Genomic DNA, 15,522 nt, shown 5'->3' on the forward strand with positions numbered 1-15,522 from the left:
CCTTGTTACAACTTTATATTGTGTGTTTTGCTGCTCATGTAATGGTACCTGTGTCAATTTATTGTGATTTTTTATGGCAGAACGGGAAAAATGTCTGTAAGGCGTTCAAAATGCTGCGTTTTAAGCATGCGTCCTCTATTGCCACTTTGTAGCATTTGATTTTGATATGTTTAAATTCAGGTGATTAGCCAGATAAGGTGCGCTCTATCGCCTTCAGATTCATGCCTATGGCTGATATGAATGGATTTATTATATCTCCTATTATACCTCGCAGATAATTACGTCCAAGACGACCAAAATGCTTCAAATGTCCGATTATAGGCTCAATTGCACTTCTTCGCTTCATCATCTTTTTATCAGCAAAACTAAGGCTTTTCTTGGTATATGGCGTATATACTTTGCTTTTGGACTTTAAATTATTACCTCGGTAACCAAGGTCCACAAATATCTTTTTGGGATCTTCTGCAACCTTTTTCACCTCATCAACCACCTCAGATAGTGTATGTCCATCGTATGGATTTCCATGAAATGACTTTATTCCAACTATGAAATTACCTCTGCCACTCACCGCTATACCAACCTTGTTGCCGAATTCGTATGGTTTGTGCAATTTGCCTTTGCCTATGCACTCAACAGCAGGTTCATGGAAACTATATAGTACCTTATTTTCTTTTTTGTAATCCTCTTTGGCACGTTTGCAAAGTACAGATTGATTATAGATCATATTAGCTTTTTCTAGAATTGCTGCGGCTTCTGGTGAAATAGTCAATGACAGTTTTGCAATACCACGATGGCAAAATCTTATTAGACGGCCAAGCCTGCTTTTCAGCTTCTTCATCTGATTAATCCGCTTTTTGGACTTGCTATCATCACGATATTTCCAAACCTTCATTATTCCACGCTTGTAGTACTTTGCATATGTATCATTTAGCGATATACCTTGATCCTTGCAAAGCTCAACTATCTGAAAACGCGCCTTTTCCATTAGATGACAATCATGTGGATGTTTTATATGCTTTGGCTGAACTGTCGTATCAATAATCACGGCTGCCAAATCTTTTTTTTAACTGTGCCAATCTTACAGCCTATTCTGACAAGCTCCTTTAATATCTCACGACACCCAGATTCTCCTAAAGCTTGACGAAATCTTCTTATGCAACTTTCAGATACAATTATGTCATTTTTGAAATAGTCATATCCACAAAAATACTGCCAATAGGAATTTTCCTGAAGCTCCTCCTCAGTATAACAATCAGAGGCACTTGAAATGGCTTGCAACATAAACAAACCAAGCATAACACGACGGTCTTTACGGCTTCTACCATATCGTTTCACAGAAACTTTACCAAAAATTCGCTCATCAAGACCACACCAATCAACTATCGATCTTAATTTATATAACTTGTGTTTGGGATTCAAACTATTAGATAATCTCTCCTCAAATATTCTACTTTGAGTATTATTAATTTGCACTTCTTCTGATGGCATATAATACAAATCCGTAAGTTTTTTGGGATATTATAACATTTTCTTACGGATTAAAAACACTATTTTGATACTCTAAACATTATTTTATGCCTCTTCCAAGACTTTTGGTGCGTGTACTATCTTAGCTACAAACAGATTATGGCGCACCAAAAATCCTGCCACTTCAAGAGTTATGGACAACGACCTTAGAATGTATGTCTAGTCTTCCCGCTACTTCTAAATCTAAAAGATTATGACCTTATAATAGAAAGACTATCCATCTTTTTCAAGATCACTTGCCAGTTATCATCTTATTTTGCAGCTGGAACGGATGGAATTGAATCCTGTGTTACTGCTTTAACCTTTTCTGGAGCTGAATTAGTAGAACTCAACTTTGCTTCATTGTTACTCTGAGATGAATCTTGTGACTCTAAAGTTTGAGCAGAAGTAATGCTACCATTAGCAGATGATTTTGACTAAATTTCCGGGGACTGCACACTTACACTACCAGCTGTCGCAGCATTATCATTTGCAATTTGAGGTGCTGGAACTTGAGAGTCCGCCGCAGCTCTAGCTTTATTTATAAGGTCTTGCATTACATCATAAGTGAGAGTACCAAAATACATTTTTCCACCTATTATATAAGTAGGAGCAGCTTCTATGGCAAGTTCTTGAGTAATGTTCTTATTACTATTTAATGCATCCAGTACTATACTATTTTCCATTGATTCTTTCAATTTTGTAGTATCCATCCCTAGCTTTTTAGCAATTCCAAAGACAATATCTTGTGTAATTACACCCTGAAACTCTAGCAGAGCTTGGTGCAAAGGAAAGTACATGTTATTGTCTGTGATATATGTAGCAATTGCAGCTGTGCTTGCAAAGCTTCCTCCTTCACTAACGACTGGCACTTCTTTGAAAAATATTTCAACATCCGGGTTATTAGATAGAATCTTAAGCTTTGTATCTAACATACTTCTACAAAATTTGCATGCATAATCAAAAAACTCAACTACCTTCACTCTCCCAGCAGGATTTCCAACTCTAGGCGTCTGGTTGCTAAACAACTTATCTTTTAGCATCTCTACTTTACCTGAGACATCAACACCTTGCTCTATGTTAGGACGCTGCGCTGCTGCATATTGCGATACGCTCTCCACTATCAATTTAGGATTCCTGCTTATGAAATCAGCAATAATGCTTTCAATTTCAGATCTATCAATTTTTGGCTGAACATATTGACTTTGCTCTTGTGTCATCGCAGTAACATTTGGAGAAGCTGGAACTGTCACTCTAGCGTTTTGCTGTGCATTACCAGTCTTCGTATCACGCTTAGTATAGAACGAAAAAAAGAGCGCAGCCACAAGTATTAATAAAACATAAGGGATAATCTTTCTATAATTCATGACTTCAATTAGAATTTATTTACAGAAACAATAAAGTTTATACTAACAACATTTTTCAAAGATTACAGTACTTTTAGTACAACTTAGCTATTATATCTTTTGAACTTCCCAAAAGCACACTACCACTATGCTAGCTGCCAATTATTTTATAATTAGCAGCTAGTAATACTACATATCGTATACTGCAGGTAAATGAAGGGTGTATATTTAATTTATGCATATATGAAGTTAGACTTCAAAAAGAGCTAGGAAGAATGGGTACATATGTGTACATAAGAATCATTCTCACAAGGCGCAAACTTGAAAAGTATGACGAGTATACATAACAAATACATACTATTCATTTATCTGTGGTATGGCATGTGCCATACATTTGTGTTATTAATCCTGCGACTTTGTTTAACACTTTTCACCATTGTAAAGCTTTTGAATAGTTATTAATGGGCCATCATAGTGTCTAATCAAAACTCCTGCTTCATTCATTAAATCTTTAGCGATGCTAATGCTATGTTGCCAACTTCTTTGTTGCTTATCATCATTGCCAGGAAAATTTTTATCAAAAATTACTTCCTTGATTCCAGCTTGTATAATAGAAGTTGCACATCTGCAACATGGGATCCACGGTACATAAACCTTACAATCTTCCGCAACGACTCCATTTCTAGCGCATTGTAATATAGCATTTTCTTCCGCATGTGTTATCAACATATACTTACGCTCTCTATCAGCATACCTTTCATATGTATCAGTAATTCCTCTAGGAAAGCCATTATACCCTGTCGCTCTTATTTCATTATTCTTCCCAACTATCAGAGCACCAACCCTTGTACTTATATCTTTGCTTTTCATAGAGACCATATAAGCTATACTCATGAAATACTGATCCCAACTATATGTATTTTGCATTTTTTACTCCATGAATTTTCAAGTATGAAATTGATGTACAGCTAATTCTCTTAAAAACATTTTTACTTTTAGGTATCGTTTATACTAACGTTTATTTGTTCAATGATGCGCTGTGAACAGCGCAAAACCTTACAGATCTATGAGTATTGAATCGGATATATTATCTGAGATTCTCTAATAAAAAATACAACTATAAGCTATCCTTAATAATTATCCTGTTAACATAAACACACCATGAAAAATAGATTATATTTGAAGTTATTATCTAAGCCTAGGCAAATCTAAGCTAAACAATTTTATTGCTTCACAAAAAGTAAAAAGCTTGTAAATCGAAAATAGACAGCGCTTTTATAGTAAAAGAGCAATATAACAATTTATAAAAAGACAACAATATTCAGCCAGGATATAGATTTGAAAATGAGCCCCAGCAAATTATTTTAAACTAATATACTATTCTAAAGCATAGACTCTGAAATCAATACATTAATTATATCGTTTATATAGAGCGCTCTGTCCCAGAGTAATAACGAAGTTGTAATTCCACTCCTCTTCCTCCTCATCTTCACATCCGTCTTTAAGCGTACCAAGCTTTCTTTCTACTTTTTTAGCAATAAGCAGGTTACGCTCAGCGTTATTCTTCAGTGCTTTTAAATCATTATCTAATTTATTGTTACGCTGTGGAAAAAACATCTTCGTCTCAAATGGGAGGAAATCCCTATGTTCTATACGGAAATTTATGTAAGGAACTGGGCCTGCAGATGCTCCTGGCATAACAGTTAGAAACGTAAAATATCCAAGATTATCAGTAATAGCAGTACCAGATCCAAGAAAACTCCCATCTCTTTTTAGGACTCCTTTAGGTGGTGGAGCATGCCAAATTATCAGACGCGCTCCGCCAACAGGCACGCATCTTGCATCTAGAAGACGACCATAAATATTAATGAACCTACCGCTTGAAAAATACACACCACCAGTCTCTATCCGCAGATTGTTAGTTTTGCCAATATCAGAAGGAGGAGGTTCCAATCCCCAAATTTGCGGCGTTACATCACACACTACATCCACTGCGAAACAAGATGCTTGTGTTACGACGCTAAATATCACGCAATATAATATGTTCCTAAACATTTATCACTTAACCTATTTAATAACAGGTACGATGCTAGCTTAATGCAAATTTGCCGTCAACCTGATTTACTATGTACACGCAGCATTGCTCAAGTACGATCCAATAATCACTATAACAAAATAAACCACTAAGAGTTATATTATAATTAATAATTTATGCCAAACCATTACTTCTATAAATAATCTATAACTAAAAGAATCAAAATTTTACATAAAAACCAGCAGTTCATATATTAGAAGTTTTTACTATATTTTCTCAGCAGTTGCTTGTATTATATCACTGGGTAATTATGGTTTGTAGAAAATTTACAACACATCCAATAATAATCTTTATAACTCTTTAAGTTTTGAATTTAAAGCCTGTTAAATATAGGCTTACATTTTTAATTTACAACGCCAAAATGTAGCACATAACTTAAAATTGTTTTTTGTGTGCAATATTTTGATAATTTGATTTGGAGATTGAATTAGTTTTTATGAATAATATGGAATTCTCTTTTGGTGATTTAAAATCTGCAGCTTCAAAAGTCTCAATTTTTCTAGTATCCGAGAGTTTGTTGCTACCACAAACATTACTTGATCTTGACAGCACAAATGTAGTTAGTAAAGCAATCGACTATAATCAAGAAACACAGTTTTTCTCTGGAAAAAGCTCTGAAATATTGTCAATACACAGCCCTGCAGAAACAGGAAAAGCTCTAATACTACTTGTTGGAATAGGAAATATAAAGTCGTTAACAGAGTTAAAATTGATAAATATTGGCGGCAGCATAGCTACTCGTTTAAATCGCCTTAAGATATCAAAAGCTGATCTTGTTATAGAATTGGAAGAAGGTGTTGAGATAGATGCAAATGCTGCAGCGCTTGCAATTGTTTCTGGAATTAAGCTGAAAAATTATGGATTTAATGAATATTATGTAGCGAAAAAGTCTGAGCACCTGACATATATTAAACATGTAAATGTTATGTTAGATGACTTTGTGCAGTGTCAAACCAAGTTCCAAAGTACAGAAGCTGTAATTGATGGCGCTCTATTTTCTAGGGATTTAATATCAAAGCCTGCTAATGACCTGTTTCCAGAATCTTTTGTCGAAATAGTAAAAGGTCTCTCACAATTCGGATTACAGATTAAAATTCTGAATGCATCTGAGATGCAATCGCTTGGTATGGGAGCACTTTTGGGTGTCGCTCAAGGCAGCGTTAAGGAGCCATATTTGGCAATTATGGAATGGAAAGGCAATTTAAGTAGTCCAGAAACTCCGCCAATCGCTTTTGTTGGAAAAGGTGTAACATTTGATACTGGCGGTATAAATATTAAGACTCATTCAAGCATTTCAGAAATGAAATACGATATGGGCGGTGCTGGAGTTGTAACAGGCCTCATGATGGCGCTTGCAAAGAGAAAGGCAAATGTTAACGCAGTCGGAGTTTTAGGCCTTGTAGAGAATATGCCATCTGGAACCGCACAAAGACCTAGCGACGTTATACGCACAATGTCTGGCCAAACTGTAGAAGTTGATAATACAGATGCAGAAGGAAGATTAGTACTCGCAGATGCACTTTGGTATACACAAAAGGAATATAAACCAAAGCTTATAATAGATCTTGCTACCTTAACTGGAGCGATTACTATTGCACTTGGAGATTTATATGGGGGTCTCTTTTCAAATAATGAAGAAATTGCCCGTCAGCTTATGGAATCTGGGAATAAGACAGGAGAACATGTATGGCAGTTACCGATGCATGAACACTATGATAAACAGATTAATTCTGATATTGCAGATGTTAAAAATACAGGTTCAGGTCGTGGCGCTGGCAGTATCACCGCTGCTCATTTTTTACATAGATTCGTGAACAATTATCCATGGGCACATCTTGATATTGCAGGAGTTACTTGGAATAAACACGGAACAGATCACTCACCAAAAGGCGCAACAGGATTTGGAGTCAGACTACTGGACAGATTCATTTCAGATTATTATGAGAACGAACAGCTGTTTTAGATGCACAAGTAATTTGAAGATTTTCTTTTCTTTTCAAGAGCTAAGAATATAATCATTCATATACGTCCTGTTTAACCTTAAAGGTTTGGACTTTTGTCACGGCAAGTTCGTTAATGGACCGAGTACATATACTATTGATGCTTGTATATACCGCAGGTAAATGAATGCTTTGTATTTATTTAGTATAAACGAAGTTATACTTCAAAAAGCTAGGAAGAATGCAAACGTATGTGAAAACTGCCGAAACAGTACTTGTATTAGGATTTAAGCGCGATTTTTAGAGTACCAGTTAATTTCCTAATCAAATACTTTTATATTTGCTAAGAAATTAACGAAGTAATACCAAATCCCACAAGTAACAGCATATATTAGCTGCGTATTTTTTAGAAGATTTCAGATGAGATTCGAGTTTAGCTGTACTAGAGGTACATCTACTAGAAGCGTATTTAAATTTTAAAGAAAAGACGAAGCTAAAGTGTTATGTTATTTGGGGAGTTGGTATTATATGGGAAATCAGGCTAAAGGAGTTTGCGCAAGTGGCATTGCCAGCAGTGCCGTACTGCGCGCTCAGTCTTTGTTGACTTATAAGCCTTTTACAAAATCAAGTGATGAAACATATTTATTTAATTTGTACTGATTATGGGAAGCTATCGGTATTTCATCGCGTTTATTCTTTGCTTTTTTCAATTGCAATGTATTGCAATAGCAAGTGTTAAATCATTAGGCACTCAAGTTACTCTCAACACAAATATAGAATACGAAAAAACACAAGAGGAGGCGATTCGAGCTGCGAAAGCTGGAGATTTACAGAAAGCTTACGAGATCGCTGATAAGTCGAATTATCCGAAGTATACAAAAAAGCTTGTCACCTTAGTTACAATACTGTCAAACAGAAGCAATATGGGAATGCGTGATATTGCAAATTTTATCTCAGAAAACAATTGGATTACTAAAACTTTTCAAGATGAAATAGAAGCAAATCTAAATGTTAACAATCCTACTGATAGTCTGCTGTGGTTTTCTATACACCCTCCTGCCTCAATAAACTCAAGATTCTTATTTTTAGATGCTAAAATAAGAGCTGCAAATATGACGTATAAAGAACGCATAGGAACAGAGCTAAAACTCAGAGAATTATGGGTAAATAATGTATTGAATAGCAAGCTAGAAGATCATTTCCGTAGAGTTTATATCTCATCTGTTACAAGACCAGAGATATCTAAGAAGTTAAATAAATTGATTTGGAATGGCCATTATGAGTCGGCGAAAAATCTTCTTGCAAATGCAGAAAAAAGTTCGCAGCCAATATTCATGCTAAAACTCAAAGCAGCATCAAACCCCAGCGAAATACCAAGAATACTGAAAAGTGTAGGTAAAAACCTAATTGACGACAATTTTTTGCATTATATGTATATCAAGTACTTATTGCGAAACAATGAAGACAAAGAGGCGCTGAAGCTTCTGCTACAAATCCAACCTAAGTCAAATTTTGACAAATGGTGGCCTCTTAAGAGAATCGCAATTAAAAATGCGATCAGAGAAAAACAATATAAAATAGCGATGCAACTTCATCAAAATCACGGTCTACGAAACAGGCAAGATTTAGTAGATGTTAATTGGTACGCTGGTTTTATATCGTTGCGTTTATTAAATCAACCATCTGCTTCGATTGATTATCTACAACAATTCTTTAACAACTCTAATACTGCAAATTCAAAGGCTCAGGCTGCATATTGGCTGTACAGAGCACACCATGCTACAGGCGATACAAAAAAGTCAGAACACTGGTTGAGAGTAGCATGCGAATATCCTGGAAATTTCTATGGACAGTTGGCATTGGCTATAGCATATCCAGATTCAAAAATAGATTTATTCAAGAAAACTGCTGCTATTGATTATCATATACAAAAAAAAGCATTTTCTCCTGAAGAAGTAAAAAAAATAGCAATTGCTGCTAGGTTGATGTTTAACACAGGATATAAAAAACATGCGTTTACACTACTAAAATCTATATCGGAATCAAAATTAGATAGCAAATTCACAAACCACATAGCAAAACACTATATAAGCACATCTTCGTATGCTCTTGCTACTACCTTCGCTAAATATCTGATTAGTAACGGACATTCACTTACAAGGCCATGCTATCCAACACATATTAAATTTGACATACATAAAAATACCTATAACGATTCGCTTTACTATGCAATCATGCGTCAGGAAAGCGACTTTGACCAAACCACAGTAAGCATAGCAGGAGCCGTAGGGTTAATGCAACTAATGCCTGAAACAGCAAAGCAGTGTGCTAAACAACTCAGTATGCATCAAAATTCATATATATACAGCGCAGATGCAAACGCAGCTCAAGGCTGCTTTTATCTAGATAGTATAATGGAGAAATTTGATGGAAACTATGTTTTATCTATAGCAGCTTATAATGCTGGAATCGCTAGAGTAAATAAATGGATTGTAGATTATGGTGATATTAGAAAAAGCACATCTATAGAGGATGTTATTGATTGGATTGAAATGATTCCATTTAATGAAACTAAACTTTATGTTAAAAAGGTCATAGAAAATATGGTAGTGTATGGGTCTATTCTTTCAAAAACAAAATATGAAGCTAGAACACTCTATACATATATCGCAGGAGAAAGAATGTAGATCTTGCTATTGCACTGCAAAGCGCCATATTAATTTTGAAAAGTATGACGGGTATATAAAATTGATCAAACCATAGTTGTTATTATGCCTAGTATTTTACCTATAATTTTGTTATTTGTTATGGAAATTTTCTGTAGTTCAGGATTCTCCGTTGAGACTTCGGAAAATAATAGAGTTTTGTCTGCAAAAACGATGCTAAGCGAGCTGAAGAATAAAAATATAGAGATAATAGCACCTGCTTCTGGTGTACCAATGGAAACGCTAAAGCGGATTGAGAATGTTTTTCCATTTAAGCTTCACATTAATAAAAATCTTTTTGGTGGCGATACAAGGTTCCATGCAAATACGGATGAACAAAGAGCATCTCAACTACAGGATGCGCTAAACTCTGATGTTCCTAATACTGTTATCTGGTGTCTACGCGGCGGATATGGTGTTGGCAGGTTAATGGATGTAATATCAGATATGAAAGAACCAAATAATAAAAAAATATTAATTGGTTATAGCGATATTACAGCTTTACATCTATTCCTTTCTCAAAAATTTGGGTGGCAAACTATACATGGGACAGTCTTGACTGACATGATAGCTCCTAATAAAGACTTAAAAGGACTGCAAATACTCTGTGATCTAGCAAGTGGAGCAATAAATAGTTCTACATTACCTGGTCTGATACCAATTAATGGTCCCGCAAAAATATCAAAAAGCATTTGCGGCAAGTTAACAGGTGGCAATCTAACTATTATACAGTCCAGCATTGGAACTTCATGGCAAATACAAACAGAAGGGAAAATAATCTTTATTGAGGATTGGGCAGAACCAGGATATAAAATTGATAGGATGCTTTGGCACCTAAAATCAGCTGGAGTTTTTTCTGGAGCAAAAGCAATATTATTTGGAGATTTTGAAGCGGCATCAAAAGATTCTGATGTAGAATACGCTCTGCAAAGGTTTGCTGATCAATCTGATATTCCTGTCTATAAAACAAATAACTTCGGGCATGGAAAATATAACTACCCACTGGTATATAATGCTTCTGCAAAAATCGAACCAGAAGGTGGGACATTCACCATGCATTTTAATGTCGATCTGAAATAAATAATACTAAATCCTACATATAACTAGCGCGAGTTGCCAATTAAAATTGAGCCCCTAAAGTGCTAATTCCCGGCAATACGGGTCCATAGATCTTTCATAAAATCATCGACAAAACAGTATAGCATAAGTGATAAAGGTACTGACAAAAGTTAGGAATCAAGATATAAAAAGTGAGTATGAAATAAAAAGCATAAAAATATGGCAAGTGTGTGATTCATAGACATTATTACTATATAGATGTAGGATCTATTATCAACGTTGATTGTTTTTTCAAAGTAATGACACGGTTGTTACTGATTAATTAAGTAGCTATATGCAAGACAGTCTCAAATGTTAAATTACGTCTTCAATGGCTAGAGCTATATTGGCAGCTAGGTAGTTATGCAGCTGTATGTAAGCATTTTGGGATTTCAGTTTTACACTGCGTAAATGGCTTAGGAGATATGAAGAATTAGGGATAAATGGACTCAAAAACAAAAGCTGTAGGCCTGTTTTCTCCATATCAAAAAAGGAATGATCAGAATGAACATCTTATCTTAACGCTAAGAAAAGAAAGAAAACTAGGTGCAAGACGACTGCAAACGGAGTTGCAACGCTTATTATAATGGCCCCAAGAAACGAACCAGAAAAAATAAAACAACCGATTTTTTGATAGTAAAATGAATCAAAAATAGGATTAAGTTAGTAGTATGAGTAAAAAGAAAAATTATACGGCTGAATTTAAGGCAAAAGTGGCTCTAGATGCCATACAAAGTCAAAAGGGGAAAGCTGAAATATGTAGTGAATACAAAATTCCTGCAACTAATTTATATGACTGGAAAGATAAGGCTATCAGGGATTTGTATCAGCTTTTTATTCCAGAAAGTGAGTATACAAAAAAGCAAAAACTCTCTGAGCAAGAAATAGAAAAATTGCATAAAATTATTGGCGAGATAAGCATTGAAAATAATTTTCTCAAAAAAAAATTGCAGAAATAAATTATGAAGAGAGAAAAAATATGTTAGAAATTTGTGCTGATATTTCTATAAGAAGACAAGCTGAGTTGCTGAATATTCCTAGAACTAAGTTGTATTACAAGCCAGTGATAAGTGATGAAAGTGAGATTGCAAATCTCATTAGGGAAATTTATTTATTATCAGATTGTAGATACGGGTATCGCAAGATAACAGCTGATTTGCATAACCAAGGTAAGATCATCAATGCTAAAAAGGTACTGAGAATAATGCAAGAAATGGAGATAGAAGGCTTATATCCTAAGAGCTATAGAAATACTACTATAAAGAATCCTGAACATAAAATTTATCCTTATTTACTATCAGGAATTGAAATCAATAGGATAAATCAAGTATGGGCAAGTGATATTACATATATAAAAATTAATGGCAAGTTCATGTATTTCACGGCTATTATTGATTTACACAGTAGATATATTATAGGCTATGATTTATCATATTCTCTGGAAGCAGGATTTTGCATAGCATTATTAGAAAGGGCATTGGCAACAAGAGTTCCAGAGATATTTAATACTGATCAAGGTTCGCAATATACCAGCAGTGAATTTATACAAAAATTACAACTAAAAAATGTAAGCATCAGTATGGATCATGTTGGCAGGTGTTTTGATAATATATATGTAGAAAGACTTTGGAGAACTTTAAAGCAAGAAGTGATCTATTATTATAGACCTGATGATATAGGCAGCTTGGAAAAAAGGATAGAAGAATTTGTACCTTGGTATAACAACAAAAGGTTACATCAAGCTTTAAAATATAGAACACCAGCTTCTATATATTTAAGCTAATTTTTTGCTAAAAAATCGGAGCATTTAAAACAAATGGTTTGAATTAAGGGTGCAGTATAGATCTAGTCTGTTGAATTCTGAAAAATCACTCATTTTTTAGCACCACATAAGAATATATTGTATAAGCACTGAACAACGGCATACTATAGCCGCTTGCATAGTACATTATGCATCAAGTAGTGAAATCGTTCTACTTTTTGATTCGTTACAGCTTGAAGTGTTGCCATTGCGTCTAAAAGTTGTCAGGCTGTAAAAGCTAATGATGACTTATTTAAGCCAGTTCGACATGTGGATGATTCGCTCATAAATATCAGATTTTACCTGACAAAAATACAATTTAATAAATTTAAGATTATGAATTTTTTTAATAAATATTAAACCAAATATACCACATGGAAATAATCAACTTTTATACTCCAGAGTAATAGATCAACCTTTGTAACATTAACCATCACGGCTGAATCACTAACTCCCAACATTAGTGTAACTTGAATGCTGCATAATTTTTATGCGGTATGTCAGGTAGCGCTATAGGTTTATTTGGTATGCACTATTGGTATTATATCAAGGTACTCTGAATATTAGCACGCAGCAGGCAAAATTTACGGAAGATATAGAGATATACGACAAGATCGCACAAGCAGAGTCCAAAGAAAGTAAGTATGATATGCACAGATTTAAAGATGAGGAAAAGCAAGTTATAACAATATATGATCAATTACAAACTAGGAATTTTATCATAGATATCAAAAAAAGTAAAAATGAAGGCATTAGACCTCTTGCATAACCTATTTAAAGCTCAAAGTTATAGATACCAGCAAGTAAATTAAACCTTAAACCGAATCGTTTTCTTCTGTTCCTATAACGATCAGCGATAATTTTAAATCGTTTGATCATGCCTATGACGTTTTCATTTAAAACACGTTCACTAGACAATTGACGATTTTTCTTTTTATCTTTCCTGCTTAGTGGTCGCTTTTTTGTCTTTTTCTTTGGTAACTCTGAATTATAATGCAACTTATCAATGCCTTGATAACCAGTATCTGTAAGAACTTTAATCTCAGGGTGGATGTGAACTCCGGATTCTTTAAATAACCTGAAATCATGACGCTTGCCATTAGAAAAATTAGTGCAAATGATTTCTTTTTTCCTTTTATCCACAATAAGCTGAGTTTTTAGAGTATGTCGCCTCTTTTTTCCCGAATAAAAGTGCTTCTGTTTTTTTTAGGTCGTTCTATCGGTGTTTCAGTAGCATCAATTAACACAAGTTCGTATTCAGAATCGCTTTTTAGTAATGCTTTACGTCCAGGTAGTGAAAATCGTTTATCTTTAATTAGAGTATCTTCAATCCAACGTATATTACGATAACAGGCACTTTCACTTATTCCATAACTGCGGGAAATATGAAAATATGTCCTGTATTCACGCAAGTACTCAAGCGTCATGAGTAATCGATCTTCTAAAGCCAATTTATTGGGTTTTCCACCTTGAGACTTTAAAATAGCTTCAGCTTCTTTTAATATACTTAGTATAACTTCAAACGTTCCTCGTTTAATGCCAGTAAGCCTGCGAAACTCTTCTGCGTATTCATCTTTGATGTTTTCAAACTTCATGTTATCCTTGATAAAATCAAGGATTTTAATCAATTTATATGGTTATGCAAGAGGTCTATTGAAAAAGGACTAATGGAAGTTGCAGGCAACCTTTTATTACAGAGTTTTGACACTGAAACAATGGGACGTGTAACTGGCATATCTAGAGCTGATTTAATGAAACTGAAGCAAGAAAACAAGTAGGGCAAACAACGTAGATATAGAGTAAAACTTAAGAAGAGTAATAAGTGAATATCACATTTGAGCCTTTAAGTGAGTCAGATTTCCCATTACTGCTAAAATGGCTTGAGTCCCCTCATGTCAAAAAGTGGTGGGACCGAGATATTAGACCTCTTGCATAACCTATTTAAAGCTCAAAGTTATAGATACCAGCAAGTAAATTAAACCTTAAACCGAATCGTTTTCTTCTGTTCCTATAACGATCAGCGATAATTTTAAATCGTTTGATCATGCCTATGACGTTTTCATTTAAAACACGTTCACTAGACAATTGACGATTTTTCTTTTTATCTTTCCTGCTTAGTGGTCGCTTTTTTGTCTTTTTCTTTGGTAACTCTGAATTATAATGCAACTTATCAATGCCTTGATAACCAGTATCTGTAAGAACTTTAATCTCAGGGTGGATGTGAACTCCGGATTCTTTAAATAACCTGAAATCATGACGCTTGCCATTAGAAAAATTAGTGCAAATGATTTCTTTTTTCCTTTTATCCACAATAAGCTGAGTTTTTAGAGTATGTCGCCTCTTTTTTCCCGAATAAAAGTGCTTCTGTTTTTTTTAGGTCGTTCTATCGGTGTTTCAGTAGCATCAATTAACACAAGTTCGTATTCAGAATCGCTTTTTAGTAATGCTTTACGTCCAGGTAGTGAAAATCGTTTATCTTTAATTAGAGTATCTTCAATCCAACGTATATTACGATAACAGGCACTTTCACTTATTCCATAACTGCGGGAAATATGAAAATATGTCCTGTATTCACGCAAGTACTCAAGCGTCATGAGTAATCGATCTTCTAAAGCCAATTTATTGGGTTTTCCACCTTGAGACTTTAAAATAGCTTCAGCTTCTTTTAATATACTTAGTATAACTTCAAACGTTCCTCGTTTAATGCCAGTAAGCCTGCGAAACTCTTCTGCGTATTCATCTTTGATGTTTTCAAACTTCATGTTATCCTTGATAAAATCAAGGATTTTAATCAATTTATATGGTTATGCAAGAGGTCTATTGTCTATACGATGTATTTTGTGAAAAAGAAATTTGGTAAGCGTATTGGCAAGCAGGTGTTTGCGTCTGTTACACTTCGATTATTGCCTTATTGATCATTCTTGTGGCCAATAAGGCGACAATTAAAGCTTTGAAAAAAGCAGGATTTACATTCGCTGTACAATTTCAAGCTGAGCAGACAACTTAGATGATAAAATCACTATCCTGGTGT

At 34.6% G+C, this 15,522-nt stretch carries 12 protein-coding genes; 5 read left to right on the forward strand and 7 right to left on the reverse strand.

Translation table 11 applies throughout. From position 1 onward, the window contains the following. Positions 1–184 precede the first annotated feature (184 nt). From AACL20_RS05170 to AACL20_RS05190, 5 genes are all read right to left on the reverse strand, one after another. On the reverse strand, positions 185–985 hold the full coding sequence (locus tag AACL20_RS05170) for a transposase (protein WP_339051821.1): 801 nt from the start codon (positions 983–985) through the stop codon (positions 185–187). 56 nt (positions 986–1,041) lie between these two features. Beyond that, entirely contained in the window at positions 1,042–1,488 is a 447-nt protein-coding gene (locus tag AACL20_RS05175) for a transposase (RefSeq protein WP_339051717.1), read from the reverse strand. A gap of 455 nt (positions 1,489–1,943) precedes the next feature. Beyond that, complete coding sequence (locus AACL20_RS05180) at positions 1,944–2,831, reverse strand: DsbA family protein (RefSeq protein WP_339051910.1); 888 nt, start codon at positions 2,829–2,831, stop codon at positions 1,944–1,946. Between the two features lie 441 nt (positions 2,832–3,272). Then, on the reverse strand, positions 3,273–3,779 hold the full coding sequence (locus AACL20_RS05185) for a dCMP deaminase family protein (protein WP_339041766.1): 507 nt from the start codon (positions 3,777–3,779) through the stop codon (positions 3,273–3,275). Between the two features lie 483 nt (positions 3,780–4,262). Beyond that, on the reverse strand, positions 4,263–4,907 hold the full coding sequence (locus AACL20_RS05190) for a hypothetical protein (RefSeq protein ID WP_339051911.1): 645 nt from the start codon (positions 4,905–4,907) through the stop codon (positions 4,263–4,265). A gap of 476 nt (positions 4,908–5,383) precedes the next feature. Here AACL20_RS05190 and AACL20_RS05195 point away from each other — a divergent pair, with 476 nt between their 5' ends. The 5 genes from AACL20_RS05195 (at position 5,384) to AACL20_RS05220 (ending at position 13,260) form a co-directional block, all read left to right on the forward strand. Further along, positions 5,384–6,910: a leucyl aminopeptidase gene (locus AACL20_RS05195; protein WP_339051912.1), complete on the forward strand. Its 1,527-nt coding sequence runs from the start codon at positions 5,384–5,386 to the stop codon at positions 6,908–6,910. A gap of 639 nt (positions 6,911–7,549) precedes the next feature. Further along, positions 7,550–9,574: a lytic transglycosylase domain-containing protein gene (locus tag AACL20_RS05200; protein ID WP_339051913.1), complete on the forward strand. Its 2,025-nt coding sequence runs from the start codon at positions 7,550–7,552 to the stop codon at positions 9,572–9,574. Positions 9,575–9,694: 120 nt separating this feature from the next. Further along, positions 9,695–10,672, forward strand: coding sequence for an LD-carboxypeptidase (locus AACL20_RS05205; RefSeq protein WP_339051914.1), 978 nt, complete (start codon positions 9,695–9,697; stop codon positions 10,670–10,672). Between the two features lie 689 nt (positions 10,673–11,361). After that, positions 11,362–12,473 (forward strand): IS3 family transposase gene (locus AACL20_RS05215; protein ID WP_339051915.1). Its coding sequence is split into 2 segments (ribosomal slippage): positions 11,362–11,641 and positions 11,641–12,473, totalling 1,113 coding nucleotides; the frame shifts between segments, so codons are not numbered across the junction. 553 nt (positions 12,474–13,026) lie between these two features. Beyond that, positions 13,027–13,260, forward strand: coding sequence for a hypothetical protein (locus AACL20_RS05220; RefSeq protein ID WP_339051916.1), 234 nt, complete (start codon positions 13,027–13,029; stop codon positions 13,258–13,260). 5 nt (positions 13,261–13,265) lie between these two features. Here the strand turns inward: AACL20_RS05220 and AACL20_RS05225 are convergent. Further along, positions 13,266–14,086 (reverse strand): IS5 family transposase gene (locus tag AACL20_RS05225; protein ID WP_339051669.1). Its coding sequence is split into 2 segments (ribosomal slippage): positions 13,266–13,699 and positions 13,699–14,086, totalling 822 coding nucleotides; the frame shifts between segments, so codons are not numbered across the junction. A gap of 346 nt (positions 14,087–14,432) precedes the next feature. After that, positions 14,433–15,253 (reverse strand): IS5 family transposase gene (locus AACL20_RS05230; protein ID WP_339051669.1). Its coding sequence is split into 2 segments (ribosomal slippage): positions 14,433–14,866 and positions 14,866–15,253, totalling 822 coding nucleotides; the frame shifts between segments, so codons are not numbered across the junction. Between the last annotated feature and the right edge of the window lie 269 nt (positions 15,254–15,522).

It is taken from the genome of Candidatus Lariskella endosymbiont of Epinotia ramella (assembly GCF_964019805.1).
GTDB lineage: Bacteria > Pseudomonadota > Alphaproteobacteria > Rickettsiales > Midichloriaceae > Lariskella.